Below are 26887 nucleotides of genomic sequence, written 5' to 3'. Positions count from 1 at the left end.
AGGAGTTACCGTCTGTGGCCCATCACGATCCGATCCATCTGATCGCGCCGCGCGCAGGCCTTGCCCAGCTCAACGAGCGTTCCCGCGACATCTTTCGTCAAATTGTCGAAAGCTATCTCGCGACCGGCGAGCCTGTCGGCTCGCGCAACATTTCCCGCCTGATCGCCATGCCGCTCTCGCCCGCCTCGGTCCGTAACGTCATGGCGGATCTGGAACAACTCGGCCTGATCTATGCCCCGCACACCTCCGCCGGGCGGTTGCCGACGGAACTCGGCCTGCGCTTCTTCGTCGATGCCCTGATGCAGGTCGGCGACCTCAACGAGGCCGAGCGGCAGTCGATCCAGAGCCAGCTCTCCTCGGTCGGCGAGGCGCAGTCGGTCGAGGCGGCGCTGGACGAGGCCTTGATGCGGCTCTCCGGCCTCACCCGGGCCGCTGCCGTCGTGTTGACGCCAAAATCCAATGCGCGACTGAAGCACATCGAATTCGTCCGCCTGGAACCCGAGAAAGCGCTGGTCATCCTCGTCGGCGAGGACGGCCAGGTGGAAAACCGCGTGCTGACGCTGCCGCCCGGGGTTCCCTCCTCGGCGCTCACCGAGGCCGGCAATTTCCTCAATGCGCGCATCCGCGGCCGCACGCTGGCGGAGGCGCGGCTCGAGCTCGAGACGGCCCTTGCGGAGGCCCGCGCAGAGCTCGATCAGCTGACGCAGAAGGTGATCTCGGCCGGCATCGCCAGCTGGTCCGGCGGCGAGAACGAGGATCGCCAGCTGATCGTCCGCGGCCATGCCAATCTGCTCGAAGATCTGCATGCGCTGGAGGATCTGGAGCGTGTTCGCCTGTTGTTCGACGACCTCGAGACCAAGCGCGGCGTGATCGACCTGCTCGGCCGGGCCGAGACCGCCGAGGGCGTGCGCATCTTCATCGGCAGCGAGAACAAGCTGTTCTCGCTGTCGGGGTCCTCCACCATCATTTCGCCCTATCGGGATGCCGCCGGCCACATCGTCGGCGTTCTCGGCGTGATCGGGCCGACGCGGCTGAATTATGCCCGCGTGATCACGACCGTGGACTACGCCGCCCGCATCGTCAGCCGCCTCTTGGGGGGCTGACCGGCGCCTCCACCGATCACGGGCGCTTGATTTTCGCAAGCTTAGGCACGATATCCGGGCCAACAATCCCTGGAAACGAGTTCGAGATTAGAGCCGATGACCGATCGAGACCGGCAACCCGAAGACACGACCGCGCCGACGCCCGAGCCCGTGGTGTCAAAGCCCTACATCATGCCCGACGATCCCGAGCCGGGCTCGGTCGAAACGTTGCAGAAGGAAGCGGCCGAGGCGCGCGACCGCATGCTGCGGACGCTGGCCGAGATGGAGAATCTGCGCAAGCGCACCACGAAGGAGGTCGCCGACGCGCGCCTCTACGGCATCACCGGCTTTGCCCGCGACGTGCTCGACATCGCCGACAATCTCCAGCGTGCGCTCGATGCCGTTCCGGCCGAAGCGCGTGCTGCGGCCGATCCCGGCCTCACGGCGCTGATCGAGGGTGTCGAGTTGACCGAGCGCTCGCTGCACAGCGCGCTCGAGAAGCATGGCGTGAAAAAGCTCGATCCGCAGGGCCAGAAGTTCGACCCGAATTTCCACCAGGCGATGTACGAAGTGCCCGATGCGTCGGTGCCGTCAGGCACCGTGGTGCAGGTTATGCAGGCCGGCTACACCATCGGCGAGCGCGTGCTGCGCCCGGCGCTGGTCGGTGTCGCCAAGGGCGGTGCGAAGGCAGCCCCCGCCGCCAACAACAATGAATCGAACGGCGCGCCGAACTGATTGAACCTCATGGTTCGCAAAGCGGCCGGTTGAGCTCTCCTCTGGGAGAGTCTTCGCTGGTGCGACAGCGCTCTCCAAGCCTCCCGCAAGCAAGCGAGGGAGGGAGCGCATCTCGCTTGCGGATACAGCTATCCCTTCGGCTGAATGCCGTCGCGGACGGCCCGGAAGCGCGTGAAGGCCGGCAGCCACTGGTCGCGTGGGGCGCTGGCGATGATGCGCAGTGATGCGCCGCCGGTCGAGAAGCGGATCCACTGCACCACGGTCACGGGGACCTTGTCCTTGCCGCTGACGCCGTCGATCCGGGTCTCGAAGCCCTGCTGGCCGTTGATGCGAATCGGCTCGGACATGGTGATGCGCGACTCGCGCACGCCGGGAATCTGGAGCGCCGCCTCCTGGGCGAAGCGGGCGCGGTCGTCGGCCTGCTGCGGGGTGGCGCCGATCACGCCGAGAATCATGAACGGCTTCGATTCGTAACCCGTGCTCTCATCGCCGTCGGCGAGGATGATGCTGCTGCCCGGTGCGAGCGTTCGGATGTCCTTGAAATTGGCGAGATCGGTGATCTTGAACGGCATCAGCGCGATCTGCTCTTCAGCCGAGACCTGCCTGCGGGTGACTGTGCTCGCAAACATCTGCCGCACCGCCTCATCCGTGTAGATCTTGGTCGCATTCTCCGGGATCTGCACCGCGACATAGCCGGAGAAGCCGGCGCCGGGCACGATCATCGAATAGCGCTTCACCGGGGTATCGCCGGCCTTGCCGCTTTCGGTGGTGAAATAGGCGAGGCCCGCGGGGGTCTCGATCTTGTCCTGTGTGACGCCATTGGTCCCGGCGGGATTGGCATTGAAGGCGCTCACGACCTCGCCATAGGCCGCCGGCGGCAGCTCGGTGACCAGTACCTTGACACTGCCATCCTCGCTCTCGAAGCCCGGAAAGGTCTTGGCGGTGCTGAGGCCGATCAGCGGCACCATGCCGAGGCGCAAGCCAGGTGGGAAAACGGCGTCGGCGGCAAGGGCCGGAAACGCTGTTACGGTGAGGAGGGCCAGCGCGGCGAGGGGTCGGATCAGCTTCATGGGCACTCTGATTGGTTCACATTGAGGCCGTTCGATGGTCGGCCGCCGGGCCGCTTTGTCGCGCGAAGCAGCTGCGCCGGCTGTCCGGCCGGTTCGCCTTTTAGCGGGTTTGGCCTTGCCGCAACAGGGCGGGGCCTGTTGCGGGTGGCGGGGGCTTGCCGAGGCCCGAACCTGTCAATAATTCCACACCCGCAAGGGCGGCTGAGCCCGACATCATCTTTCAAAACCCAATGTTTTCGCGGCAGAAACGTAGCTTCGGTCCTTGCGGGCCCCTCCCCCCCTCCTATATGAGCCTCAATCATCGCAATATCGCGGATGTTTGATCTTAGGGGGTTTCGGTTCGGGTGCCTTCTGGGCCCAGCCAACCTGCCGCAAAAAGAAGGGTATCAGGACCATGGGAAAGGTCATTGGGATCGACCTCGGCACCACGAATTCGTGCGTCGCCGTGATGGATGGCAAGAACGCGAAAGTCATCGAGAATTCCGAAGGCATGCGCACGACGCCTTCGATCGTCGCCGTGACGGACGACGGTGAGCGCCTCGTCGGCCAGCCGGCCAAGCGCCAGGCCGTCACCAATCCCGAGCGTACCTTCTTCGCAGTGAAGCGCCTCATCGGCCGCCGCTACGACGACCCGATGGTCGAGAAGGACAAGAAGCTCGTCCCGTACAAGATCGTGAAAGCCTCCAACGGCGACGCCTGGGTCGAGGCCGACGGCCAGACCTACTCGCCCTCGCAGGTCTCGGCGTTCATCTTGCAGAAGATGAAGGAGACCGCGGAAGCCCATCTCGGTCAGAAGGTCGATCAGGCCGTCATCACCGTTCCCGCCTACTTCAACGACGCCCAGCGCCAGGCGACCAAGGACGCCGGCAAGATCGCGGGCCTCGAAGTGCTGCGCATCATCAACGAGCCGACCGCGGCCGCGCTCGCCTACGGCCTCGACAAGACCAAGGCCGGCACCATCGCCGTGTACGACCTCGGCGGCGGCACGTTCGATATCTCCATTCTCGAAATCGGCGACGGCGTGTTCGAGGTGAAGTCGACCAACGGCGACACCTTCCTCGGCGGCGAAGATTTCGACATGCGCCTCGTGGGCTATCTGGCCGACGAGTTCCAGAAGGAGCAGGGCATCAACCTGCGCAACGACAAGCTTGCGTTGCAGCGCCTGAAGGAAGCCGCTGAAAAGGCCAAGATCGAGCTGTCCTCGACGACGCAGACCGAGATCAACCTGCCGTTCATCACGGCGGACCAGACCGGCCCGAAGCATCTGACGATGAAGCTCACCCGTGCCAAGTTCGAGGCGCTGGTCGACGACCTCATCCAGAAGACGGTCGAGCCTTGCCGCAAGGCGCTGAAGGATGCCGGCGTCACCGCCGGTGAGATCGGCGAAGTCGTGCTGGTCGGCGGCATGTCGCGCATGCCGAAGGTCCAGGAAGTCGTGAAGCAGCTGTTCGGCAAGGAGCCGCACAAGGGCGTCAATCCGGACGAAGTCGTGGCGATCGGTGCCGCGATCCAGGCCGGCGTGCTCCAGGGCGACGTCAAGGACGTGCTGCTGCTCGACGTGACCCCGCTGTCACTGGGCATCGAGACGCTGGGCGGCGTGTTCACCCGCATCATCGACCGCAACACCACGATCCCGACCAAGAAGAGCCAGGTGTTCTCGACGGCTGAAGACAATCAGAATGCCGTCACCATCCGCGTCTTCCAGGGCGAGCGTGAAATGGCGGCCGACAACAAAATGCTCGGCCAGTTCGACCTGATGGGTATCCCGCCGGCTCCGCGCGGCATGCCGCAGATCGAGGTGACCTTCGACATCGACGCCAACGGCATCGTCAACGTCTCGGCCAAGGACAAGGCCACGGGCAAGGAGCAGCAGATCCGCATCCAGGCCTCGGGTGGTCTGTCGGAAGCCGACATCGAGAAGATGGTCAAGGACGCCGAGGCCAATGCCGAGGCGGACAAGAAGCGCCGCGAGGCCGTGACCGCCAAGAACGAGGCCGACGGCCTGGTGCATTCGACGGAGAAGGCGTTGGCCGAGCACGGTTCGAAGGTCGCCGAGAGCGAGCGCCGCGCCATCGAGGATGCCGTCAGCGACCTCAAGGAAGCGCTGAAGGGCGACGATGCCGAGGCGATCAAGGCCAAGACCCAGACGCTGGCGCAGGCTTCGATGAAGCTCGGCGAGGCCATGTACAAGCAGCAGGCCGAGGCCGACGCCAAGAAGGATGCGGCCAAGGACGACGTCGTCGATGCGGAATTCACCGAGGTCGACGACGACAAGAACAACAAGAAGTCCGCTTAAGCCCCGAGAGGGTGACGATGCGGGCGACCTGGACCCCACACGCGCTACCGGCCTCCTCCCTCGCGGGGGAGGCCGTCGCGTCGGGGCAGGCGGGCCAAGACTCCCTCGAAGTCGGCCCCGTTACGATCGATCAATTCCCAGCCGTTATTCTCAGCGCTGCCATGCTGCCCTCTGCCGCAAGGTCGAAGGGCGCTTATATCGCCGTATGTCAGCGTTGTTCCGCGCCAACTTGAATCGCGATTGGATAGACCGAGCTCAGCATGTCCACGTCCACCAAGCGCTGCTATTACGAGACCCTCGAAGTCGAACGCGACGCCGACGAATCCAGGCTGAAATCGTCGTTCCGCAAGCTGGCCATGAAATTCCATCCCGACCGCAATCCCGGGGATGAGACCAGCGAGGTCAAGTTCAAGGAAATCAACGAGGCTTACGAGGTCCTGAAAGACAAGGACAAGCGCGCGGCCTACGACCGCTATGGCCACGCCGCGTTCGAGCAGGGCGGCGGCTTTGGTGGCGCTGCCGGTTTCGGTGCGGGCTTCGCCTCCTCTTTCTCCGACATTTTCGAAGACCTGTTCGGCATGGCCGGTCAGCGCGGCCGCGGCGGCCGCGAGCGCGGGGCGGACCTGCGCTACAACATGGAAATCACCCTCGAGGAGGCCTTTGGCGGCAAGACCGCGCAAATCGAGATCCCGGTCTCGGTCACCTGCGAGGCCTGCTCGGGCATCGGTGCCAAGGCCGGCACCAAGCCGAAGACCTGCTCCACCTGCGGCGGCGCCGGCCGCGTGCGGCAGTCGCAGGGCTTCTTCACGCTCGAGCGCACCTGTCCCGGCTGCCAGGGCCGCGGCCAGATGATCGAGGACGCCTGCCCGGCCTGTGCTGGCCAGGGCCGGGTCACCCGCGAGCGCACGCTGTCGGTCAACATTCCGCAAGGCGTCGAGGACGGCACACGGATCAGGCTCGCCGGCGAGGGCGAGGCCGGAGTCCGCGGCGGACCGCCCGGCGACCTCTACATCTTCCTGTCGCTGACCCAGCACCAGTTCTTCCAACGCGACGGCGCCGATCTGCATTGCCGCGTGCCGATCTCGATGGTGACGGCCGCGCTCGGCGGCGAATTCGAGGTGCCGACAATCGAGAAGGCCAAGACCAAGGTGAAGGTGCCCGCCGGAACCCAGTCGGGCCGCCGATTCCGCATTGCATCAAAGGGTATGCCGGTGCTGCGCTCGCGCCAGATGGGCGACATGTATGTCCAGGTCGTGGTCGAGACCCCGCAGAATCTCACCAAGAAGCAGCAGGAATTGCTGGCCGAGTTCGACAAGCTCTCCTCCGGCAACACCCAGCCGGAATCCGAGGGTTTCTTCGCCAAGGTCAAGGACTTCTTCGGTAATCGGGCGAGTTGACTTGTCTTGACCGTACCGTCTTCGGCCTATACGTCTTTATGACCATTTTCTGACACGCCGCGGTCCCGCGGTCCCGTCCGGTCCCAACATGCCATTGCCATCGTCCGCGCGTGCGTTGAAGAAGCCTCGACTCGATGACGAGGTGCGCTTTCTCAGGTCGTGGATCGAAAAGCCGCTGCACATGGGCGCGGTCATGCCGTCTGGCAAGCTGCTGGCGCGGACCATGGCTCATTACGTCGATGTCGATTCGGACGCACCGGTGGTCGAGCTCGGACCCGGCACCGGCGCCATCACCTCGGCCTTGATCGAGCGCGGCGTCGATCAGAAGCGTCTTGTCCTCGTCGAATACAATCCCGGCTTCTGCGCGCTGCTGCGCGATCGCTACCCACAAGCCAAGGTGGTGCAGGGCGATGCCTATCGCCTCCGCGACACGCTCTGGAATGTCTTGAGCGCGCCGGCTAGCGCTGTCGTCTCGGGCCTGCCGCTCGTCACAAAACCGATGCTGACGCGGCTGCGGCTCATTCGCGACGCCTTCACCGCGCTCGCGCCCGGCGCGCCCTTCATCCAGTTCACCTATGCGGTGGTGCCGCCGATCCCGAAATCGCTGCACGGCGTGTCCACAGAGGCTTCGGAACGGATCTGGATGAACCTTCCGCCAGCCCGCGTCTGGGTGTATCGCAAGGATTAATTCCGCCGGCTCCTCCTTTAGCGCGGCGGGCCCGTTTCGCCGAACGCATGGGATTGGATGTCCGCGCCCAAAATCCTGATCATTCCCGGCTCGCTGCGCACCGGCTCGCACAATGCGAAGCTGGCAGCGCTCGCCGCGTATGAATTCGCTCAGGCCGGCGTCGACGTCACCCGCATCTCGCTGGCCGATTTTCCGCTGCCGATCTACGACGGCGATCTCCAGGCCAAATCCGGAGTGCCCAAGCACGCCATCAATCTCAAGCGCATGATCGGCGCCCATCACGGCATCCTCATCGTCTCGCCCGAATACAACGCCTCGGTGCCGCCGCTGCTCAAAAACGCGATCGACTGGGTCAGCCGCGTGCACGAGCTGCACGAGGCGCGCGGCGAGGTGTTCCGCAACCGCGTCTTCGCGCTTGCCGGCGCCTCGCAGAGCCGGCTTGGTGCTGCCCGCGCGCTCCAGGCCTTGCGGCTGATCCTCTCCTCGTGCCACGCCAATGTGATTGCCAGCCAGCTCACGCTCGCCTTTGCCGACCAGGCCTATGACGATATGGACAGGCTGAAGAACGAGGGCGATATCGCCGCGTTGAAGGAGCTGGTAGCGCAGTTGATCGACGTTTCCCAACGCATGATGTGAGGTGACATGACGCCAGCCGAGATCGCCCCCAAGGACCGCCTGATCGTTCCGCTCGACGTGTCGAGCCCGGAGGCTGCGGAGGCGATGGTCGCAAGGCTCGGCGACAGCGTCACGTTCTACAAGATCGGCTATCAGTTGGCCTATGCCGGCGGCCTGCCGCTGATCGGCAAGCTCGCCGGCGAGGGCAAGAAAGTGTTTGCCGATCTCAAGATGCACGACATCGGCAACACCGTGACGCGCGGTGTCGAGAGTGTCGCCAGGCTGGGGGCGACCTTCCTCACCGTCCACGCCTATCCGCAGACCATGAAGGCGGCAGTCGAAGGGCGTGGCGGATCGAGCTTGAAGATTCTCGCGGTCACGGTGCTGACCTCGTACAATGACGACGACCTGCACGCGGCCGGATATCGGCTCGGCGTCTCCGATCTGGTCGAAGCGCGCGCACAGCAGGCACAGGTGCTCGGCATCGATGGACTCGTCTGCTCGCCGGAAGAGGTCGGTGCCTTGCGCAAGATCGTCGGCCATCAGATGAGCCTCGTCACGCCCGGCATCCGTCCGGCGGGCGCACCGACCGGCGACCAGAAGCGCGTCATGACACCGGGTCGTGCGATCGCGGCGGGCGCCGACTATCTCGTCGTCGGACGGCCGATCCTCGAGGCCTCCGATCCCAAGGCGGCGGCCGACGCAATCCAGGCCGAGATCGTGCAAGCGCTCAGCTAATCAACAAGGGAGAAGAGCAATGGCAAAGGGCTACTGGATCGGGCGTGTCGATGTGAGCAGTGACGAGGGCTACAAGCCCTACGCCGTCGCCAACGGTCCGATCTTCAAGAAATGGGGCGGCCGCTTCGTCGTTCGCGCCGGCAAGTTCACCACCGTCGAAGGCGCCAGCCGCACCCGCAACGTCGTGATCGAATTTCCGGACTACGAGACCGCGCTCGCCTGCTACAACTCGCCGGAATACCAGGCCAACATCAAGGTGCGCCAGCCGCACTCGGTCGCCGACCTCATCATCATCGAAGGCTATGACGGCCCGCAGCCACAGGACGGCTGAGGCTGCAGTCATTCCGGGGCGATGCGCAGCATCGAACCCGGAATCTCGAGATTCCGGGTCTGGTCCTTCGGACCATCCCGGAATGACGGCCTATGATCCCCCTCGGTTGCCGGAACTGCATCCCCCCGCTACAACGGCGGCTCAGAGGATCACACCATGTCCGACATGCGCTTGATTGTTGCGGGAGCCGGCGGCCGGATGGGCCGGGCGCTGACGCGGGCGATCGCCGAGAGCAAGGGCGCGGTGCTGGCCGGCGCGCTGGAGGCGCCGGGCTCGGAGCTGCTCGGCAAGGATGCCGGCGTGCTCGCAGGCCTGCCGGCCAACGGCATCAAGCTGTCCGCCGATCTCTGGGCGATGTCCAGGGATGCCGACGGCATCCTCGACTTCACCGTTCCGGCGGCGACCATCGCCAATGTCGCGATCGCCGCCGAGCGCGGCATCGTGCACGTCGTCGGCACGACCGGGCTGTCCGGCTCCGACAACGCCGTGATCAAGAGCGTCACCAATCGCGCGGTGGTGGTGCAGTCGGGCAATATGAGCCTTGGTGTCAACCTGCTCGCCGCCGTGGTCAAGCGCGTCGCCAAGGCGCTCGACCAGAGCTTCGACATCGAGATCGTCGAAACCCATCACCGCATGAAGGTCGACGCGCCCTCGGGCACGGCGCTGATGCTGGGCCAGGCCGCAGCCAGCGGCCGCGGCGTCACCCTCGATGACCATTCCGAGCGCGGGCGCGACGGCATCACCGGCGCGCGCAAGCCGGGCAATATCGGTTTCGCCTCCCTGCGCGGCGGGACCGTCGCCGGCGACCACAGCGTCACCTTCCTCGGCCCGTTCGAGCGGCTGACGCTGTCGCATCAGGCCGAGGACCGCATGCTGTTCGCCCATGGCGCGCTGAAGGCGGCCCTGTGGGCGCACGGCAAGAAGCCGGGGCATTACTCGATGGCCGACGTGCTCGGCCTCGCCGATTTCTGATTGAGCAAACGGAAAGCAGTCAATGAGCGAACGTCTTCTCGTGCTCGTCCGCCACGGCCAGAGCGAATGGAATCTGAAGAACCTGTTCACGGGCTGGAAGGACCCCGATCTCACCGAGCTCGGTGTGAACGAAGCCAGGGAAGCCGGCCGCAAGCTGAAGGCACAGGGTCTCGTGTTCGACGTCGCCTTCACCTCGGTCCTGACGCGCGCGCAGCACACGCTGGATCTCATCCTCGCCGAGCTCGGCCAGACCGGTCTTCCGACCTCGAAGAACCTCGCGTTGAACGAGCGCGATTACGGCGATCTCTCCGGTCTCAACAAGGACGATGCGCGCAAGAAATGGGGCGAGGACCAGGTGCTGATCTGGCGCCGCTCCTACGACGTGCCGCCGCCCGGGGGCGAAAGCCTGAAGGACACGCTCGCGCGCGCGCTGCCCTATTACGTGCAGGAGATACTGCCCGCCGTGCTCAACGGCAAGCGTACCCTGGTCGCCGCCCACGGCAACTCGCTGCGCGCTCTGATCATGGTGCTGGAAAAGCTCTCGCCCGAGGGCATCCTCAAGCGCGAGCTCGCCACCGGCGTGCCCATCATCTACCGGCTCAATGCGGATTCGACGGTGGCCTCGAAGCTGGACCTGGCGGGCTGAATTTCGCCACACGCGCGGTGCCGTAGGGTGGGTTAGACGGCGACTGCGCGAAGCGCAGTCGGCGACGTAACCCACCACTTCTGTCATCTCGGAAACCAAAGAGGTGGGTTACGCCTTCGGCTAACCCACCCTATTGCATCTTGCCTACTGCATCCCCAGCTGCCCGGCTTCCCAGCCCAGCATCGCTTGTTTCCGCGTGATGCCCCAATGGTAGCCGGTGAGCGTGCCGCTCTTGCCGAGCGCGCGGTGGCAGGGCACGACGAAGGACACCGGGTTCTTGCCGACGGCGGCGCCAACGGCGCGCGAGGCCTTCGGGCTGTTGATGTTGCAGGCGATGTCGGAATAGGACACCGCACGCCCCATCGGGATCTTCAGCAGCGTCTCCCACACCCGCACCTCGAAATCGGTGCCGATCAGGACCACGCGCAGCGGCTGGTCCGGCCGCCACAGCTTGGGGTCGAACACGCGCGCTGCGAGTGGCGCGGTGCCTTCGTGATCTTCCACATAGGTGGCGTTCGGCCAGCGCCGCGTCATGTCGGCGAGTGCGATCGTCTCCTCGCCGTGATCGGCGAACGCAAGTCCTGACAGGCCGCGATCGGTCGCGATCACGATCGCGGTGCCGAACGGCGAGGAATGGAAGCCGTAGCGCAGGGTGAGGCCGGCACCGCCGTTCTTCCATTCACCCGGCGACATCGCTTCGTGGGTGACGAAGAGATCGTGCAGCCGGCCGGGGCCCGACAGGCCGGAGTCGAGCGCCGCGTCGAGGATGCTGGCGGAATCCCTGAGCAGGTTCTTGGCGTGGTCGAGGGTGAGCGCCTGCATGAAGGCCTTCGGTGTGATCGAAGCCCAGCGGCGGAACAGATGGTGCAGCTCGTCCGGCGTGACGCCGGCGGCATCCGCCATCGCCTCGATGGTCGGCTGCGCGCGCCAGTTCGCCGAGATGAAGGCGATCGCCCGGCGCACCGAATCATAGTCGCGCAACGCGGCGTTCTGGGTGCCCGGCTTGGCCAGGCGCTGGTCATGGATTGCGAGGGTCATCATGGCCGGAATGTAGGAGAAGGAGTGGCTCGAAACCACCCGATTTCCGACTGTGCTCAGGTCACCGGATTATACGTCGGGCCACGCCGCGCGGCGTTCAGGGCCCCGACCAGCGCATTGTAAAAGCTTGCCTTTTCTTCTGGCCCGAGAAACCCGGCGATGATCAGCCGGCGGCCGCGCGAGATCAGATAGAGGTGCTCGATGCCGTATTCCTCGTCGACCTCCTGGTCGAGCCGGACCCAGAGCGGATTGAAGGTCCATTCGGCAACCTGGCCACGATGGCTGACGCGACGCACGCGCAGTTCCGACGGTGTCACCAAGATCTCCTCGCTGGCCCGCGCCGCGCGGAAATTGACCTTGAAGGCCCACCAGATCACCAGCACGTCGAGACCGAAAAAGCCGAACACGGGCCAGGCGCCCATCATCAGGAAGGCGAGGCCGGTGACGAAGCTGACGACGCTCAGGAACAGCATCACGGCGAGGAAGCCGGTGCGGTTCAGCGAGCGGTGCGGCGTCAGCCGCGCGGAGAAGATCTGAGGCTCATCCTCCCTTTCGGATCGCGCGCGCTCAATTTCGTTGCCTGTGCTCATCGTCCATCAGTATATCCCGATCATGGCGAAAATCACCCGCAAGCCGGCTCCGCGTGAAGCGGCGGTGCCGAAGAAAAAGGCAAAACCGGTCGCGACCAAACCGAAAGCGCCCGCGAAGAAATCGCTCAAAGCCATGAAGCCCTGGACGCCGGCCGAGATCCACGAGGTCTTCAGCCGTTTCCGCAAGGCCAATCCGGCGCCGAAGGGCGAGCTCGAGCACGTCAATCCGTTCACGCTGCTGGTTGCCGTCGTGCTGTCGGCGCAAGCGACCGACGCCGGCGTCAACAAGGCGACGCGCGCCTTGTTCGAGGTCGCCGACACCCCGCAGAAGATGCTCGATCTCGGCGAGGAGCGTCTGCGCGAATACATCAAGACCATCGGCCTCTACCGCACCAAGGCGAAGAACGTGATCGCGCTGTCGGCGAAGCTGCTCAGCGAATTCGGCGGCCAGGTGCCGCGCACGCGTGCCGAGATCGAATCGCTGCCCGGCGCCGGGCGCAAGACCGCGAACGTCGTGCTCAACATGGCCTTCGGCGAGCACACGATGGCGGTCGACACGCATGTCTTCCGCGTCGGCAACCGCACCGGACTTGCGCCCGGCAAGACGCCTCTCGAGGTCGAGCTCGGTCTCGAAAAGGTCATCCCGGCCGAGTTCATGCTGCGTGCCCATCATTGGTTGATCCTGCACGGGCGCTATACCTGCCTCGCGCGCAAACCGCGCTGCGAGGTGTGCCTGATCAACGATCTCTGCCGGTGGCCGGAGAAGACGGTGTGATCTAATGACAAGGCGGGATTTGTGTTTTAGCAGCGCCGGGTTGAGGTGATCTCGTGAGTCAACAAGAACAGAACGCGCCACCCGCATCACCGGCCCCACCGCCGAAGCCGACGCAGCGGCCGGCCACGCCGCTCTGGAGCCGGCTCGCGATCCCGCTGTTTGCCGTCATCGTCGCGCTCGCCTTCGTCGCGTTGGCAACGCTGCGCTTCGACGAATGGGTCGGCAATGCCGTGATACAGACCACCAATGACGCCTATGTGCGCGCCGAGCTGACGCGGCTGTCGAGCCGCGTCTCGGGCGAGGTGCTCAGCGTGGGGGTCACCGATTTCCAGCGCGTCAAGGCCGGCGACCTCCTGATCCAGATCGATCCCGCCGATTACCAAGCGCAAGTCGCGCAGGCCGAAGCTGCGGTCGCCGCGGCGCAAGCCGCGCTCGACAATCTCGCCAACCAGATCGAGCTGCAGTATGCGACGATCGCGCAGGCGCAGGCCGCGCGGCTGTCTGCGGAGGCCATGGAGGTCGAGGCACGCCAGGAGCAGGAGCGTCAGCAATCGCTGTCGCAGAGCGAGTCCGGCACGCGCCAACGTCTCGAGCAGGCGGTGGCCGCCTACGCCAAGGCACAGGCCGACGTGCGCGCGAGCCGCGCCGTGATCGCGGCCCAGCAGCATCAGCTCGAAGTCCTGCAAGGCACCAGGAAGCAGCGCGCCGCCGATGTCGAGGCGGCCAAGGCGACGCTGGCGGGTACGAAGCTCAAGCTTGGATATACGAGGATCACCGCGCCGTTCGATGGGGTTGTCGGCGAGCGCCAGGTGCAGCCCGGCGATTACGTCAACATCGGCACCAACCTCATCAACGTGGTGCCGCTGCCCAAGGTGTATGTGATCGCGAACTACAAGGAGACCCAGCTGACGCACGTGGCGCCGGGCCAGCCGGTCGAGATCACCGTCGACAGTTTCCCGCGCGAGAAGCTGCGCGGCCGGGTCGAGCGCATTGCGCCGGCGACCGGTGCGCAGGTGGCGCTGCTGCCGCCCGACAACGCAACGGGCAATTTCACCAAGGTGGTGCAGCGCATTCCCGTGCGCATTCAGTTCGATGACGACCAGCCGCTGCTGGCGAGGCTGGTGCCGGGCATGTCGGTGGTCACCAGCATCGATACGAAGGCCGCGAATGGCCGAAAATGACGATGCCAGCCGCGAACCGCTCTCGCGCGGCGGCGTCGCGCCGCAGCCCCTGTTCGCCGTCGCGGCGGTGCTGCTCGGCTCGTTCCTTGCCAATTTCGACAGCCGGCTGACCACGGTCGGCCTGCCGGACCTGCGCGGCGCATTCTCGCTCGGCTTCGACGAGGGCGCCTGGCTCTCGACCGCCGGCATCGGCTCGCAGATCTTCATCGCGCCTGCGGTGGCCTGGCTTGCCACGGTGTTCGGCCTGCGCCGCGTGCTCGGCATCCCCAGCCTCGTCTATGCCGCCGTCTCGTTCATCATTCCGTTCGTGCACGACTATCCGACATTGCTCGCGCTCAGCGTCGTGCATGGTCTCCTGCTCGGCACGTTCGTGCCGGCGACGCTGATGATCGTGTTCCGCAATCTGCCGATCCGCTGGTGGCTGCCGGCGATCTCGATCTATTCGATCCGCGTCGGCTTCGCGTTGGACACCTCGACCTCGCTGGTCGGCTTCTATGTCGACCATCTCGGCTGGCAATGGCTATACTGGCAGGGCGTCGTGATCGCGCCCTTGATGGGCCTGATGGTCTATCTCGGCACGCCGAACGAGCCGGTGAACCGCGCGCTGCTGCGCGAGGCCGATTGGGGCGGCATGCTGCTGCTCGGCGCCTCGGTGTCGATGATCTATGCGGGACTTGACCAGGGCAACCGGCTGGACTGGCTCGGTTCCGGCACGGTGATGGCACTGCTGGCAGCGGGCGCGGTGCTGTTTCTGGCCTTCCTCGTCAACGAATCGCTGGTCAGGCAGCCCTGGGCGCATGTGAACGTGCTGTTCTCGCGCAACATCGGCCTGGGGCTGGTGCTGATCCTGCTCTACACGCTGACCAGCCTGTCCAATGCGTCGCTGGTGCCGAACTTCCTCGCCACCATCGCGCTGCTCAGGCCGGAGCAGAGCGGCCTGTTGCTGCTCACCTGTGGCGCGTTGCCGATGTTCGTGCTGGTGCCGGTCTCGATCTGGCTGCTGCGGCATTTCGATACGCGGACGGTGGTCGTCATGGGCTTTGCCTGCTTCGCCGCGGCCAATCTCTGGGGCACCCGGCTCAGCCACGTCTGGGCGCGCGAGGACTTCGCCGGCATCGTCCTGCTCCAGGCGATCGGGCAGTCGCTGACCTTGCTGCCGTTGATCATCACGCTGCTCTCCAACTCCGATCCCAGCCGCGCCACCTCCTTTGCCGCCTATATCCAGATCATGCGGCTCGGCGGCGCCGAGATCGGCGTGGCGCTGATGGGCACCTGGCTGCGCGTACGCGAGCAGGTCCATTCCTTTTATCTCGGCCAGAACCTTGCGGTCGGCGATGTCGATGTGGTGCAGAGGCTGAAGCAGCTCGCCGACCACTTCGCCGCCCATGGCACAGGATCGGCGCAGCCGCGCGCGGTCGGCACGCTGGCGGGCATCGTCCAGCGCGAGGCCAATGTGCTCGCCTATATCGACGGCTTCTGGCTCTGCTTCTGGCTCGCGATAGCCGCGCTCGCAATCGTCGCGCTGGTCACCCGCGCGCCGACGGGTCCCTTTACGCCGGCGCCGTTCGGCTTCGCCAGGATGCTGCTGCGAAAGTGTGGTGTGCGGGCCGCCTGAATGCGGTGATGGTTGGTTCGTTCGCTCGCGCCACGGGGGCGGTCATCTCTCCCGCAAACTTGCGGGAGAGGAGCGCACAATCACCGCACCTGCCGCGCCGGCTCGATCAACTCGGGCCGCGGACCTGACAGGCGCTTGTGCATGTGGACCATGAAGGCCATGGCGAAGATCGGCGTTGCCAGATTGACGATCGGGATCGAGACGAAGGCGGCGATGAAGAGCCCGGCGGTGAAGATCGTGGCGGCGTTGTCACGCCGCATCGCCTTGGCTTCCTCCGGCGGCCGGAAGCGCATCGCCGCGAGCTCGAAATATTCGCGGCCAAGCAGCCAGGCGGCGGCGATGAAGAAGATCAGGAAGCCGGCGCCGGCGAACAACACCAGCGGCAAGGCGGCGAGGTAGACCAGGATCGTCAAGAGGGCGGTCTTGATGCCCTCGAGGATCGCCTGGCTGAACGGCAGCGCCACGCCGGGCCGCTCGGCCGGATAATGCTCGCGCTCGACGATGTCGGCGACGTCGTCGACGAACAGGCTCGCCACCAGCGAGGTGATCGCGGGCATCAGGAAGATGCCGCCGAACACGACCCCGAGGCCCGCCGCGATCGAGACGATCCAGGACAGGACTTCGATCGATGAATGCCAGCCCGGTCCGAGCAGGCCTTCCAGCCAGACCCCGCCATTGGTCGCAAACCAGCTGAGGAGCCGCTGCAGGCCGATCGCCAGCACGGTGATCAGCACCAGCGCCAAGCCGACCGATCGCCACAGGATCGAGCGCATCGGCGGCGAGATCATTTGCGACAGCGCCTTGATGGCGGCATCCAGCATGGGAGGCACCCTCTGAGATCAACACTTCGCGAGAGGTAGAGACCGAATGCGGCTTCGGCAAGGGCGGGAGCTGCCCTTGGCCGCGAATGCGGCGCGAGCTCTTGCTTACCCTCCCCTGGAGGGGGAGGGTCGGCTCACATTGAGCGCAGCGAATGTGAGACGGGGTGGGGTGATCTCTCCCCACGGGCACTGTTCGACGCGGAGAGACCGTCACCCCACCCCGCCCGCGCTGCGCGCGATCGACCCTCCCCCTCCAGGGGAGGGTAAGAGCCGCTACTCTTTCCTAGAGCAGCTACCCATGCTTGTGCCCGTGCTTGCGCGCCTTCGCCGGCTTGCCATCGCCGGTCGGGATCATCACCACGCGGCCGTAGCGCACGCCGCGCTCGGCGATGATGTGGTCGGCGAAGTGCCTGACTTCGGAGGCGTTGCCGCGCAGCGCCGTCATCTCCATGCAATTGTCGTCGTCGAGATGGACGTGCAGCGTCGCCAGCGCGAGGTCGTGATGGCCGTGGAATTCCTGCACCAGGCGCTTTGAGAGATCGCGCGCGGCGTGGTCGTAGACATAGACGAGACCGGCCACGCATTGGCCGGTCTGTGACGTGCCCTCCGTGCTCTGTTGCAGGCCGGCGCGGGCGAGATCGCGGATGATCTCGGAGCGGTTCTGATAGCCGCGCGCCTCCGCCGCGGCGTCGATCTCCGCCAGGAGATCGTCCTCGATCGTGATCGTTATCCGCTGCATCGGGTCCTCTCCATCGGGCTACCGGGCTGTTGTAGCCTTTCCGCCAAGGCGAGGCGAGAGAGTGTGCCGGCAGCTCACAGTCGCGTCGTGCGCAGGCGCAGCGCATTGCCGACCACGCTCACCGAGGACAGCGCCATCGCCGCTGCGGCGATGATCGGCGAGAGCAGCACGCCAAAGGTGGGATAGAGGACGCCGGCGGCGATCGGAATGCCGGCGGCGTTGTAGATGAAGGCGAAAAACAGGTTCTGGCGGATATTGCTCATCGTCGCCTGCGACAGCTTTCGCGCCCGCACGATGCCGACAAGATCGCCCTTGAGCAGCGTGACGCCAGCGCTCTCCATCGCCACGTCGGTGCCGGTGCCCATGGCGATGCCGACCTCGGCTGCCGCCAGCGCCGGTGCGTCGTTGACGCCGTCGCCGGCCATCGCGACGCTGCGGCCGGCCTTCTGCAGCTTGGTGACCACCGCGCTCTTCTGGTCCGGCAGCACCTCGGCCTCGACATCGGCGATGCCGAGCCTGCGCGCCACGGCCTCGGCCGTCGTGCGGTTGTCGCCGGTCAGCATGATCACCTTGATGCCTTCCGCCGCGAGCGCCTTCAGCGCCTCCGGGGTCGAGGCCTTGACCGGATCGGCGATCGCGAACAGGCCGGCCAGCCGGCCGTCGATGGCCATGTTGATCACGGTCGCGCCGTCGCCACGCAGCCGTTCGGCTTCAGTGTCGAGCGTTCTGGTCTCGATGCCGATCGACGTCAGGTATTTTGCATTGCCGAGCACGATGGTCCTGCCGTCGACCTTGCCGGTCGCGCCCTTGCCCGTCGGCGAATCGAATTGCTCGACCTGGCCAGGCGAGAGCTGCTTCTCCTTGGCCGCGCGCACGATGGCGTCAGCCAAAGGATGCTCGCTCGCCCGCTCGACGCTGGCCGCGAGTCGAAGGATGTCGTCTTCCGCAAAGCCGGCCGCCGGCACGATCGCGACCACCTTGGGCTTGCCCTCGGTCAGCGTGCCGGTCTTGTCGACCACCAGCGTGTCGATCTTCTCCATGCGCTCCAGCGCCTCGGCGTTCTTGATCAGCACGCCGCCTTGCGCGCCGCGGCCGACGCCGACCATGATCGACATGGGGGTCGCAAGTCCGAGCGCGCAGGGGCAGGCGATGATCAGCACGCTGACGGCTGCGACGAGGCCGAAGGCCAGCCGCGGCTCCGGTCCGAACCAGGCCCAGGCGCCGAAGGCGGCGAGGGCAACGACGATCACCGTCGGCACGAACCAGCCGGAGACCTGGTCGGCCAGGCGCTGGATCGGCGCGCGCGAGCGCTGCGCGTCCGCGACCATCTGCACGATCTGCGACAGCAGCGTCTCGCGCCCGACCTTGTCCGCACGCATCACGAAGCTGCCGGACTGGTTCAGCGTGCCGGCAATGACCTTCGCGCCGGTCTCCTTGGTGACCGGCATGGATTCGCCTGTGACCAGGGATTCGTCGAGCGAGGAGCGTCCCTCCAGGATGATACCGTCCACCGGCACCTTCTCGCCGGGACGAACGCGCAAGCGGTCGCCGGCATGGAGCGTGTCGATCTCGACTTCGTGCTCGCTGCCGTCAGCGTCGACGCGGCGCGCCGTCTTCGGCGCAAGCTGGAGCAGCGCCTTGATCGCGCCCGAGGTCGCGTCGCGGGCGCGCAGCTCCAGCACCTGGCCGAGCAGCACCAGCACGGTGATGACGGCAGCCGCCTCGAAATAGACCGCGACCGCGCCTTCATGGCCGCGGAAGGTGGCGGGGAAGATCTGCGGCGCGACGGTGCCGAGCACGCTGTAGACATAGGCAACGCCAGTGCCCATCGCGATCAGCGTGAACATGTTGAGGTTGCGCGTCAGCAGCGACTGCCAGCCGCGGACGAAGAACGGCCAGCCCGCCCACAGCACCACCGGCGTCGCGAAGACGAACTGGATCCAGTTCGACAGCGTCGGATCGATCCAGTTGTGCGGGCCCGCGAGATGGCCGCCCATCTCCAGCACCACGGCCGGCAGCGCCAGCACGCCGCCGATCCAGAACCGACGCGTCATGTCGGCGAGTTCAGGGTTGGGTCCGGTCTCCAGGCTTGCGAGCTCAGGCTCCAGCGCCATGCCGCAGATCGGGCAGCTGCCAGGACCGACCTGGCGGATCTCGGGGTGCATCGGACAGGTGTAGATGGTGCCCGCGGGCATCTCGGGCTCGGGCGCCTTCTCCTTCGCAAGATATTTGGCAGGATCGGCGGCGAACTTGGTACGGCAGCCGGCCGAGCAGAAATGGAAGGTGTCGCCGTGATGTGTGAAGTGGTGCTTCGAGGTCGCGGGATTGACCGTCATGCCGCAGACGGGGTCCTTCACCTTGGTCGCGGCCTCACTGTGGTCGTCGTGGCCGTGATGATGGGCATGGCTGGAATGATCGCCGCGGCCGCCGCAGCATGAGGATGCCGCGGGCTTCGCTGTCGGCGGTGCAGCTTTCGTGGAACAGCCGCATCCGGAATGTGCTTCCGCGTCGTGACGATGCTCGCTGCTGTTCATTGCCATGCTCCGGTCCTGTCCCAGGTCTTGCAACCCATACCCGGTAGGGGTATATAGACCCCATGCGCAAGGACATCAAGGCATCTGTCGGAAAACGTCTCGGCCGGATCGAAGGCCAGGTTCGCGGCCTGTCGAAAATGGTAGAGGAAGACCGCTACTGCATCGACATCGTGACGCAGATCTCGGCCGTGCGTGCCGCACTGCGCCGGGTCGAGGAGGAAGTCCTGAAGGACCACGTGGCCCATTGCGTCGAGCACGCCATTGCGAGCGGCGACAAGGCCGATCAGCGCGAGAAGATCGCGGAGCTGATGGCGGTGATCGGGCGGGCGGAACGGTAATTCTCGTCATCGTGAGGAGCGTAGCGGCGAAGCAATCCAGAATCGCTGCGCTCGCAATGACTGTTGTGGAGAGGTCGCGCCACACTCACAGCTGTCGTCCCTGCGAACGCAGGGACCCATAATCCAAGGGAGGGGTTTGACGAAGGCTGGTTGTTCGGTACTTCTACCGTTCGGACTCGATAGATCACGCGGTATGGGTCCCTGCGTTCGCAGGGACGACAGCGGTTACGCCGCAATCTCTCTCGCACGCCGCCGCCTCGGGCGGTACATTGCGAGCTTCTTCAGAAACGGGACATGCGCGAAGACGGGAACGCCGGCAGCCATCCCCGCGGCCTGCGCCTTCACTTCTTCAGCCGGAATCTCAGCCGGCGCCTCTTCGTCAATCGCCTCAGGAATGAGCGGCGGCGCCAGGACCGTTTCTGGAAACACACTGAATGAGCCCGCTACCTCCTCGAGCGGCTTCTGCTTGTCGGCCCAGTGCAGGGCTGTGTAGTCGAACCCGTGCACGATGGTGGGTTTGACGACTTCGAAATAGGGCGAGATGTCGAAGTCGCGGGGCATGTAGAGCGAGGAATCGCGGATGTGCAGGATCTCGCGGCGCGCGGCACGGCTGCCGGCCTTGGTGATCTTCGGCAGGATCGGATAGCGCACGGCGTCGAACGCCTGTGCGATCAGCGCCGAGCAGATGATCTTGGTCGGGTCGCCGGAGCCGATCGCGATCATGCGCCGGCGCCAGCGCTGCGGTATCGGCATCGGGAACAGATAGCGCATGAGGTCGACGATGTTCTTGGTGTCGTAGCCGAAGCCGATGCGGTTGATGGCGTAGCGGCAGACCGTGGTGCGGTCCTCATAGGACAGCCCGACCGGGCGGCAGAGGCGGGTGTGATAGGGGAAATATTTCGACAGCGGCGCCGAGGTGACGCCTTCGCCGATATTGGCCTCGATCAGCACATGCGGCTCGCCGTCAGCCTCCTCCGCACCCGCGACCGGGCCGACATAGAGCGCCGCATGCGACCAGGTCGACTGCGTCAGATATTTGATGATGCCGGAGATGCGGTTGTTGCCCTCGACCAGCAGCACGTCGCCGGGCTCGATGACGCCGCGCAGATGCTCCGGGTCGCTCGGCGTGAACGGCTCGTAGCCCGGCACCTCCTTCGAGAGGTACGCGGCAATCAGCTTGCCGACCGAATCCAGGACCGTCCCCATGTCAAACTCCCCCCACGGCCTTTTCCGGCCGTCTTTTTCCCTTCTCTATCATGGTCGAAACGTGTTGCAATTCGGTTCATCACTCTGTGAGATCAAGCACGATTGATTCACCATGATGGTTGCCGTGCAACATCAGATGCAGCAAGGTTCGCGGGCTGTTCCCATACGCCGCAAGTCCCCGGAAACCATGACATGACAATCACGCGCCGCGGTTTCCTTGTCGCGTCGGCGTCCTTTGCGGCGATGCCGGTCCTGCGCGCATCCGCCGCGCCCCTGCCGCGCGAGGCCGACATCGTCGTGATCGGGGCGGGAGCTGCCGGAATCGCCGCGGCGCGGCGCATCATGGCGACCGGCCGCAAGGTCATCGTGGTGGAAGCGGCACCGCACGTTGGCGGCCGTTGCATCACCGATCGCACGACCTTCGACACGCCGTTCGACCGCGGCGCGCGCTGGATGTACAATCCCGACACCAATCCGATGATCCGGCTGGCGCGCAGTGTCGGGCTGGACGCGCTGCCGGCGCCATCGGGCCAGAAGATGCGCATCGGCCGCCGCAACGCGCGCGCAGGCGAGACCGAGCAGTTCCTGGCGGCGCTGGTGCGCGCCAACCGCGCCATCGACGAGGCCGCGCGCGGCAAGCTGGATACCTCCTGCGCGTCCGTGCTGCCGAAGGATCTCGGCGACTGGGCGGGCGCGGCCGAGTTCATGCTCGGCCCGAGCTTCGCCGGCAAGGACCTGAAGGAGCTGTCCGCGATCGACAAGGGACGCGCGCAGGACCGCAATGCGGCGATCGCCTGCCGCCAGGGCCTCGGCACTCTGATCACCAAGCTCGGCGAGCAGGTGCCGATGGTGCTGTCGACGCCGGCGAGCCGGATCGTCTGGAGCAACCGCGACGTCGGTGTGGAGACGCAAGCCGGCAAGATCGTCGCACGCGCCGCCATCCTCACGGTTTCGACCAATGTGCTGATGTCGGGCGCGCTCAAGTTCGCACCCGACATCCCCAAGCGCACCTTGGACGCGGCCTCGAAGCTCACCCTGGGCAGCTACGATCGCATCGTGCTGCAGCTGCCGGGCAATCCGCTCGGATTGTCGCGCGACGATATCCTCATCGAGCAGAGCAACTCGACGCGCACGGCGCTCATGTTCGCCAATATCGGCGGCTCCTCGCTGTGCTCGATCGATGTCGGCGGCTCCTTCGGCCGCGATCTCTCCGAGCAGGGCGAGAAGGCCATGGCCGCCTTCGCGAAGGAGTGGATCACCAAGCTGTTCGGCAGCGAGGCCGCTTCGGCCGTGCAGAAGACCAGCGCCACGCGCTGGAATGCCGCGCCCTACGTGTTGGGCGCGATGTCGGCATCCGCGCCCGGCGGCCAGCTTTCGCGAAAAACCCTGGGCGAGCCGATCGGCAACATGTTCCTCGCCGGCGAAGCCACGCACGAGACGCTCTGGGGCACCGTCGACGGCGCCTGGGAAAGCGGCGAACGCGCCGCAGATGCCGCCTTGCGCAAGATCGGCGCGCTCAAGGTCGAGCCGGCCGACGTGCCGACGCAATCGAAGAAGAGGCGGCGCGTGCCGCGGCAATAGGGCAACCAAGCCCCAACAATCTCCGCTGTCGTCCCGGACAAGCGAAGCGCAGATCCGGGACCCATATCCACAGGGAGAAGTTTGGCGAAGACTGGCAGTCAGGAGATCTGCGTCGGCACTGTCACCCGTGCCTACTCGATAGATCACGCGGTATTGGTCCCTGCGTTCGCAGGGACGACTCGCGGAGGGAGCTACCGCAGAATCCCGTCCAGCACCGGCAGCCCGGCAATCACCGCCACCGCGATCAGCGCATAGCAGATCCCGCGAAACATTCTCTCGCTGGCGCGGCCGAACAGCGATGCGCCGAAGGCGACGCCGATCGCGTAGACCGGGCCAACGATCATCGACAGCACCAGTGATTCCCGGCTGATCAGTCCCGTGGCTGCGTAACTGAGCATCGAGAAGAAATCCGAGGCGCCGAAGAACAGCACGATGTTGGCGCGGGCGACGATCGGTGCGATCGGGCGGCCGAGCCAGTAGCCGACGATCGGCGGGCCGCCGGTCTGCGCGAGGCCGCTGCAGAAGCCCGAGAGACCGCCGATGCCGACCGAGAGCCAGGCGTGGTCCTTGCCGCGATAGCGCCAGCCCGACAGCAGCAGGAGCAGGAGGGCGGCGACGAAGCAGGAGATGATCCATCGCGTGGTGACGGGCTCCAGCACGCTCAGGAAATACGTGCCGACGGGCACGCCGACCAGCGCGCCGAGCACGATCACGGCGGTGGCCCTGCGGTCGGCCTTCCGCCATGCGTCAGGCAGCAGCGGCGCGGCCGCGACGAAATCGATGACGAGCAGCAGGGCCGCAACGAGCCGCGGCGCTGCGATGCTGCTCGCCAGCGGCATGAAGATCAGCGCCGAGCCGAAGCCGGAGAAGCCGCGCGCGGTGCCTGAAACGAAAGCGACGGCGCAGAGCGCCATCGCAATGGTGAGGCTGACATCCTTCGGGAGAAAGTCGGCGAGACTCATGCTCGTCGATTCTCGAGCATGATGTCGTCCGAAAACCGCTTCACACTTTTCGGCATCATGCTCTCAGAGTACCGCCGGTCTTCTTCGTGACTTCGGCCACGATCTTGGCGCCGACGGCCTCGATCTCCTGGTCGGTCAGGGTCTTCTCGCGCGGCTGGATCGTCACCGCGATCGCGATCGACTTCTTGCCGTCATCGATGCCCTTGCCCTCGTAGACGTCGAAAACGTTCACGCCGGTGATCAGCTTCTTGTCGACGGCTTGCGCGGCGCGGACGATGTCGCCGGCCTTCACGTCGCGGTCGACGATGAAGGCGAAGTCGCGCGTAACAGGCTGGAAGGCGGACAGCTCGATCAGCGGCTTGGCGCGGGTCGGCTTCTTCTTGGCCTCGGGGATGCGGTCGAGAATGACCTCGAACACCATCAAGGGACCATCGACGCCGAGCGCCTCGAGCGCGCGCGGATGCATCTCGCCGAAATGGCCGAGCACGTTCTGCGGGCCGATCTGGATCGTGGCGGAACGCCCCGGATGCAGCCAGCCAGGACCACCCGCCACGACCTGAAGCGCCTGCATCGGCGCACCGGCCGCAGCGAGCACCGCCAGCGCATCGGCTTTCGCGTCGAACACGTCCGCCTGCGTCGAGCCGGTCCAGTGCCGTCCGAGACCTTCCGAGGAGGCAAAGCCGCGGCGCACGCCGCTTGCCGCCATGAACTGGTCCTGCGGGCGATCGCCCTTGAAGATCTGGCCGACCTCGAACAGCGCGACATCGCCAAAGCCGCGGTCGGCATTGGCCTGCGCGGCCGCGATCAGGCCCGCAAGCAAGGTCGGGCGCATGTCCGACAAATCGGACGCGATCGGGTTGGCCACTTCGAGCTCGCGCTGGCCGCCGCCGAACAATTCGGCCGCGGGCTTGGCAATGAACGACCACGTGACGGCTTCGACCATGCCGCGGCTGGCGAGCCCGCGTCGCGCGCGGCGGGTGCGCAGCTGGAGCGGCGTCAGCACCGATTTGCGCGCGTCCTCGCCGCGTTCGAACGGCGTCATCGGCACCTTGTCGACGCCGAAGATGCGGACGACCTCCTCGACGATGTCGGCCTTGCCGTGCACGTCGGAGCGCCACGAGGGCACCGCCACCTTCACGATCGGGCCGGGGCCCGCCATCATGAAGCCGAGATGGGTCAGGATGCGCTTCATCTCTGGCTGCGGCACCTCGATGCCGGAGAGACGCTTGACCTCGGTGACCGGGAATTCGATCAAGCGGTCATCGCCGAAGGATTTGCCGACCACGACGGTCTCGGACGGTGTGCCGCCGCACATCTCCATCACCAGCCTGGTCGCGAGCTCGAGCCCCGGCACCATGAAGGCGGGATCGACGCCGCGCTCGAAGCGGTAGCGCGCATCGGAATTGATGCCGAGCTTGCGGCCGGTCTGGGCGATGTTGATCTCGTTCCACAGCGCCGATTCGATCAGCACGTCGGTGGTGTTCTCGTCGCAGCCCGAAGCCTCGCCGCCCATGATGCCGGCGAGCGATTCGACGCCGTGCTCGTCCGCGATGACGCAAATCGCGGGATCGAGATTGTAGGTGCGGCCGTCGAGCGCCAGCAGGCTCTCGCCCTCGCGGGCGCGACGCACGACGAGATTGCCCTTCACCTTCTTGGCGTCGAACACATGCAGCGGCCGCGCGCGGTCGAATGTCATGAAGTTGGTGATGTCGACCAGCGCGTTGATCGGGCGCAGACCGATCGCGGTCAGCCGCTTCTGCAGCCATTCCGGCGACGGTCCGTTCTTGACGCCGCGCACGAGGCGGAGCGCGAAGCCCGGGCACAACGTGGCGTCCTCGACCGTGACCTTCACCGGGCATGGGAATTCGCCCTTGATCGGCTTGATGGTCGGGTCCTTGAACTTGCCCATGTCGGCGGCGGCGAGGTCGCGCGCGATGCCGTGCACGCCGGTGCAGTCCTGCCGGTTCGGCGTCAGGTTGATCTCGACCACGGGATCGCCGAGGCCGGCCCATTCGGCGTAGGCCGCACCAATGGGGGCGTCCGCCGGCAATTCCATGATGCCGTCATGATCGTTCGAGATCTGCAATTCGGCCGCCGAGCACAGCATGCCGCGGCTCTCGACGCCGCGGATGGTGCCGATTCCGAGCGTGATGTCCTTGCCGGGAATGTAGGTGCCCGGGGCTGAGAACACGCTGACGAGCCCCGCACGCGCATTCGGCGCGCCGCACACCACCTGCACCGGCGCGCCGCCGTCACCGGTGTCGACCATGCAGACCCGCAGGCGATCCGCATTCGGATGCTGCTCGGCCGAGATCACCTTCGCGATGGTGAAAGGCTTCAACGCCTTCGCCTTGTCCTCGATGTTCTCGACCTCGAGCCCGATCATGGTGAGCTTCTCGGCGAGCTTGTCGAGCGGCTCGTCGGTCTCGAGATGATCCTTCAGCCAGGAGAGGGTGAATTTCATGGCTGTGTGCCTCGGTTCTTGTCGGTGTTAACGAATTGATCTTGGTCGGTGTCGGCGTTCCCTCCCCCCTTGTGGGGGAGGGTCAGGGAGGGGGGTGAGCCGCGGGCTCCGGCGGAAGCTGCCTGGCGAATTGCCTCAACAACTCCCTCAAGGTTCGTCATCACCTGATCGTTGGTGAAGCGCAGAACCTGAAAGCCCTCGGCTGCGAAGAAAGCGTCGCGACGCTCATCTTTTTTCTGACGTTCCTCGAAATCATGGGATTCCCCATCGAGCTCGATGATGAGCTTTGAGGAGAAGCACACGAAGTCAGCAATGTAGTTTCCGATTGGCGATTGGCGACGGATGCCAACACCATCCATGCGGTTAGCCTTCAGGTGCCGCCACAGCAGTGTTTCGGCGCGCGTCATCGTTCGGCGAAGCTGTTTCGCCCGGCTGCGCTGTCGCTCGCTTACAACTGCGTGCGGCATCCGCGG

The 26887-nt window shown here is 65.7% G+C and carries 25 protein-coding genes; 15 read left to right on the top strand and 10 right to left on the bottom strand.

Annotation, left to right across the window (positions count from 1 at the left end; translation table 11 throughout):
- Positions 1 to 14: 14 nt before the first annotated feature.
- Together hrcA and grpE are read left to right on the top strand one after the other, a co-directional pair.
- Complete coding sequence (gene hrcA, locus EDE08_RS20115) at positions 15 to 1103, top strand: heat-inducible transcriptional repressor HrcA (protein WP_131870576.1); 1089 nt, start codon at positions 15 to 17, stop codon at positions 1101 to 1103.
- Between the two features lie 96 nt (positions 1104 to 1199).
- Entirely contained in the window at positions 1200 to 1817 is a 618-nt protein-coding gene (grpE, locus tag EDE08_RS20110; RefSeq protein ID WP_131870575.1) for a nucleotide exchange factor GrpE, read from the top strand.
- A gap of 128 nt (positions 1818 to 1945) precedes the next feature.
- Here grpE and EDE08_RS20105 read toward each other — a convergent pair whose 3' ends face one another.
- Entirely contained in the window at positions 1946 to 2887 is a 942-nt protein-coding gene (locus EDE08_RS20105) for a hypothetical protein (protein WP_165936051.1), read from the bottom strand.
- Positions 2888 to 3281: 394 nt separating this feature from the next.
- Between EDE08_RS20105 and dnaK the strand changes: the two genes are divergently transcribed.
- The 8 genes from dnaK to EDE08_RS20060 all read left to right on the top strand — a co-directional run bounded on the left by dnaK (position 3282) and on the right by EDE08_RS20060 (position 10570).
- Positions 3282 to 5183, top strand: coding sequence for a molecular chaperone DnaK (dnaK, locus tag EDE08_RS20100; RefSeq protein ID WP_025033017.1), 1902 nt, complete (start codon positions 3282 to 3284; stop codon positions 5181 to 5183).
- 260 nt (positions 5184 to 5443) lie between these two features.
- On the top strand, positions 5444 to 6580 hold the full coding sequence (gene dnaJ, locus EDE08_RS20090; protein WP_131870572.1) for a molecular chaperone DnaJ: 1137 nt from the start codon (positions 5444 to 5446) through the stop codon (positions 6578 to 6580).
- Positions 6581 to 6668: 88 nt separating this feature from the next.
- On the top strand, positions 6669 to 7268 hold the full coding sequence (locus EDE08_RS20085) for a class I SAM-dependent methyltransferase (RefSeq protein ID WP_028178941.1): 600 nt from the start codon (positions 6669 to 6671) through the stop codon (positions 7266 to 7268).
- A 57-nt stretch (positions 7269 to 7325) separates the two neighbouring features.
- On the top strand, positions 7326 to 7904 hold the full coding sequence (locus EDE08_RS20080) for an NADPH-dependent FMN reductase (protein WP_061880007.1): 579 nt from the start codon (positions 7326 to 7328) through the stop codon (positions 7902 to 7904).
- 6 nt (positions 7905 to 7910) lie between these two features.
- Positions 7911 to 8621, top strand: coding sequence for an orotidine-5'-phosphate decarboxylase (gene pyrF, locus EDE08_RS20075; RefSeq protein ID WP_131870571.1), 711 nt, complete (start codon positions 7911 to 7913; stop codon positions 8619 to 8621).
- Positions 8622 to 8640: 19 nt separating this feature from the next.
- Positions 8641 to 8952, top strand: a complete 312-nt coding sequence (locus EDE08_RS20070) for a DUF1330 domain-containing protein (protein WP_028133551.1) — start codon at positions 8641 to 8643, stop codon at positions 8950 to 8952.
- Positions 8953 to 9108: 156 nt separating this feature from the next.
- On the top strand, positions 9109 to 9924 hold the full coding sequence (dapB, locus tag EDE08_RS20065) for a 4-hydroxy-tetrahydrodipicolinate reductase (protein ID WP_131870570.1): 816 nt from the start codon (positions 9109 to 9111) through the stop codon (positions 9922 to 9924).
- A 22-nt stretch (positions 9925 to 9946) separates the two neighbouring features.
- On the top strand, positions 9947 to 10570 hold the full coding sequence (locus EDE08_RS20060; protein WP_131870569.1) for a 2,3-bisphosphoglycerate-dependent phosphoglycerate mutase: 624 nt from the start codon (positions 9947 to 9949) through the stop codon (positions 10568 to 10570).
- 144 nt (positions 10571 to 10714) lie between these two features.
- On the opposite strand, the gene EDE08_RS20055 is transcribed toward EDE08_RS20060, so the two are convergent.
- Positions 10715 to 11611, bottom strand: a complete 897-nt coding sequence (locus EDE08_RS20055) for a methylated-DNA--[protein]-cysteine S-methyltransferase (RefSeq protein WP_131870683.1) — start codon at positions 11609 to 11611, stop codon at positions 10715 to 10717.
- 53 nt (positions 11612 to 11664) lie between these two features.
- Positions 11665 to 12198, bottom strand: a complete 534-nt coding sequence (locus EDE08_RS20050) for a DUF2244 domain-containing protein (RefSeq protein ID WP_131870568.1) — start codon at positions 12196 to 12198, stop codon at positions 11665 to 11667.
- Between the two features lie 22 nt (positions 12199 to 12220).
- Between EDE08_RS20050 and nth the strand changes: the two genes are divergently transcribed.
- The 3 genes from nth to EDE08_RS20035 are packed head-to-tail and all read left to right on the top strand — an operon-like array spanning position 12221 to position 15769.
- Positions 12221 to 12973: an endonuclease III gene (gene nth / locus EDE08_RS20045; RefSeq protein ID WP_165936050.1), complete on the top strand. Its 753-nt coding sequence runs from the start codon at positions 12221 to 12223 to the stop codon at positions 12971 to 12973.
- Positions 12974 to 13026: 53 nt separating this feature from the next.
- A complete protein-coding gene (locus tag EDE08_RS20040) occupies positions 13027 to 14154 on the top strand; it encodes an HlyD family secretion protein (RefSeq protein WP_131870567.1) in 1128 nt (375 codons plus the stop codon).
- Complete coding sequence (locus EDE08_RS20035; RefSeq protein ID WP_131870566.1) at positions 14141 to 15769, top strand: MFS transporter; 1629 nt, start codon at positions 14141 to 14143, stop codon at positions 15767 to 15769. The genes EDE08_RS20040 and EDE08_RS20035 overlap by 14 nt, the downstream gene beginning before the upstream one ends.
- Positions 15770 to 15849: 80 nt before the next feature.
- On the opposite strand, the gene EDE08_RS20030 is transcribed toward EDE08_RS20035, so the two are convergent.
- The 3 genes from EDE08_RS20030 to EDE08_RS20020 form a co-directional block, all read right to left on the bottom strand.
- Complete coding sequence (locus EDE08_RS20030; protein ID WP_131870565.1) at positions 15850 to 16590, bottom strand: sulfate transporter family protein; 741 nt, start codon at positions 16588 to 16590, stop codon at positions 15850 to 15852.
- 292 nt (positions 16591 to 16882) lie between these two features.
- The gene (nikR, locus tag EDE08_RS20025) at positions 16883 to 17329 is read right to left on the bottom strand and encodes a nickel-responsive transcriptional regulator NikR (RefSeq protein ID WP_131870564.1); all 447 of its coding nucleotides are present in this window, start codon (positions 17327 to 17329) and stop codon (positions 16883 to 16885) included.
- A 74-nt stretch (positions 17330 to 17403) separates the two neighbouring features.
- Positions 17404 to 19863: a heavy metal translocating P-type ATPase gene (locus EDE08_RS20020; protein ID WP_165936064.1), complete on the bottom strand. Its 2460-nt coding sequence runs from the start codon at positions 19861 to 19863 to the stop codon at positions 17404 to 17406.
- Positions 19864 to 19925: 62 nt separating this feature from the next.
- Between EDE08_RS20020 and EDE08_RS20015 the strand changes: the two genes are divergently transcribed.
- Positions 19926 to 20201 carry a metal-sensitive transcriptional regulator gene (locus EDE08_RS20015; RefSeq protein WP_007598521.1) on the top strand — a complete coding sequence of 92 codons (276 nt, stop codon included), beginning with the start codon at positions 19926 to 19928 and terminating at the stop codon, positions 20199 to 20201.
- 225 nt (positions 20202 to 20426) lie between these two features.
- Here EDE08_RS20015 and EDE08_RS20010 read toward each other — a convergent pair whose 3' ends face one another.
- Complete coding sequence (locus tag EDE08_RS20010) at positions 20427 to 21407, bottom strand: YiiX/YebB-like N1pC/P60 family cysteine hydrolase (RefSeq protein ID WP_131870562.1); 981 nt, start codon at positions 21405 to 21407, stop codon at positions 20427 to 20429.
- 192 nt (positions 21408 to 21599) lie between these two features.
- Here EDE08_RS20010 and EDE08_RS20005 point away from each other — a divergent pair, with 192 nt between their 5' ends.
- On the top strand, positions 21600 to 22988 hold the full coding sequence (locus tag EDE08_RS20005; protein ID WP_131870561.1) for a flavin monoamine oxidase family protein: 1389 nt from the start codon (positions 21600 to 21602) through the stop codon (positions 22986 to 22988).
- A gap of 191 nt (positions 22989 to 23179) precedes the next feature.
- On the opposite strand, the gene EDE08_RS20000 is transcribed toward EDE08_RS20005, so the two are convergent.
- Genes EDE08_RS20000 through EDE08_RS19990 form a run of 3 tightly spaced genes read right to left on the bottom strand, consistent with a single transcriptional unit; the run spans position 23180 to position 26821 of the window.
- Entirely contained in the window at positions 23180 to 23950 is a 771-nt protein-coding gene (locus EDE08_RS20000) for a sulfite exporter TauE/SafE family protein (RefSeq protein WP_131870560.1), read from the bottom strand.
- 55 nt (positions 23951 to 24005) lie between these two features.
- The gene (gene pheT / locus EDE08_RS19995; RefSeq protein ID WP_131870559.1) at positions 24006 to 26414 is read right to left on the bottom strand and encodes a phenylalanine--tRNA ligase subunit beta; all 2409 of its coding nucleotides are present in this window, start codon (positions 26412 to 26414) and stop codon (positions 24006 to 24008) included.
- Positions 26411 to 26821 carry an endonuclease domain-containing protein gene (locus EDE08_RS19990; RefSeq protein WP_245524829.1) on the bottom strand — a complete coding sequence of 137 codons (411 nt, stop codon included), beginning with the start codon at positions 26819 to 26821 and terminating at the stop codon, positions 26411 to 26413. The genes pheT and EDE08_RS19990 overlap by 4 nt, the downstream gene beginning before the upstream one ends.
- Between the last annotated feature and the right edge of the window lie 66 nt (positions 26822 to 26887).

The organism is Bradyrhizobium sp. R2.2-H (assembly GCF_004346455.1).
In the GTDB taxonomy this organism is placed as follows: Bacteria; Pseudomonadota; Alphaproteobacteria; order Rhizobiales; family Xanthobacteraceae; genus Bradyrhizobium; species Bradyrhizobium diversitatis.
This window is presented reverse-complemented; position numbering and strand designations above follow the sequence as displayed.

Coding starts and splice junctions, on each gene's coding strand:
- dapB (WP_131870570.1), top strand. CDS start 9,109: ATGTCCGACATGCGCTTGATTGTTGCGGGAGCCGGCGGCCGGATGGGC.
- nikR (WP_131870564.1), bottom strand. CDS start 17,329: ATGCAGCGGATAACGATCACGATCGAGGACGATCTCCTGGCGGAGATC.
- EDE08_RS20015 (WP_007598521.1), top strand. CDS start 19,926: ATGCGCAAGGACATCAAGGCATCTGTCGGAAAACGTCTCGGCCGGATC.
- EDE08_RS20085 (WP_028178941.1), top strand. CDS start 6,669: ATGCCATTGCCATCGTCCGCGCGTGCGTTGAAGAAGCCTCGACTCGAT.
- EDE08_RS20070 (WP_028133551.1), top strand. CDS start 8,641: ATGGCAAAGGGCTACTGGATCGGGCGTGTCGATGTGAGCAGTGACGAG.
- EDE08_RS20030 (WP_131870565.1), bottom strand. CDS start 16,590: ATGCTGGATGCCGCCATCAAGGCGCTGTCGCAAATGATCTCGCCGCCG.
- dnaJ (WP_131870572.1), top strand. CDS start 5,444: ATGTCCACGTCCACCAAGCGCTGCTATTACGAGACCCTCGAAGTCGAA.
- EDE08_RS20020 (WP_165936064.1), bottom strand. CDS start 19,863: ATGAACAGCAGCGAGCATCGTCACGACGCGGAAGCACATTCCGGATGC.
- pheT (WP_131870559.1), bottom strand. CDS start 26,414: ATGAAATTCACCCTCTCCTGGCTGAAGGATCATCTCGAGACCGACGAG.
- pyrF (WP_131870571.1), top strand. CDS start 7,911: ATGACGCCAGCCGAGATCGCCCCCAAGGACCGCCTGATCGTTCCGCTC.
- EDE08_RS20010 (WP_131870562.1), bottom strand. CDS start 21,407: ATGGGGACGGTCCTGGATTCGGTCGGCAAGCTGATTGCCGCGTACCTC.
- EDE08_RS20055 (WP_131870683.1), bottom strand. CDS start 11,611: ATGATGACCCTCGCAATCCATGACCAGCGCCTGGCCAAGCCGGGCACC.
- EDE08_RS20080 (WP_061880007.1), top strand. CDS start 7,326: ATGTCCGCGCCCAAAATCCTGATCATTCCCGGCTCGCTGCGCACCGGC.
- EDE08_RS20000 (WP_131870560.1), bottom strand. CDS start 23,950: ATGAGTCTCGCCGACTTTCTCCCGAAGGATGTCAGCCTCACCATTGCG.
- EDE08_RS20105 (WP_165936051.1), bottom strand. CDS start 2,887: ATGAAGCTGATCCGACCCCTCGCCGCGCTGGCCCTCCTCACCGTAACA.
- EDE08_RS19990 (WP_245524829.1), bottom strand. CDS start 26,821: ATGACGCGCGCCGAAACACTGCTGTGGCGGCACCTGAAGGCTAACCGC.
- EDE08_RS20050 (WP_131870568.1), bottom strand. CDS start 12,198: ATGAGCACAGGCAACGAAATTGAGCGCGCGCGATCCGAAAGGGAGGAT.
- dnaK (WP_025033017.1), top strand. CDS start 3,282: ATGGGAAAGGTCATTGGGATCGACCTCGGCACCACGAATTCGTGCGTC.
- EDE08_RS20060 (WP_131870569.1), top strand. CDS start 9,947: ATGAGCGAACGTCTTCTCGTGCTCGTCCGCCACGGCCAGAGCGAATGG.
- grpE (WP_131870575.1), top strand. CDS start 1,200: ATGACCGATCGAGACCGGCAACCCGAAGACACGACCGCGCCGACGCCC.
- EDE08_RS20005 (WP_131870561.1), top strand. CDS start 21,600: ATGACAATCACGCGCCGCGGTTTCCTTGTCGCGTCGGCGTCCTTTGCG.
- EDE08_RS20035 (WP_131870566.1), top strand. CDS start 14,141: ATGGCCGAAAATGACGATGCCAGCCGCGAACCGCTCTCGCGCGGCGGC.
- nth (WP_165936050.1), top strand. CDS start 12,221: ATGGCGAAAATCACCCGCAAGCCGGCTCCGCGTGAAGCGGCGGTGCCG.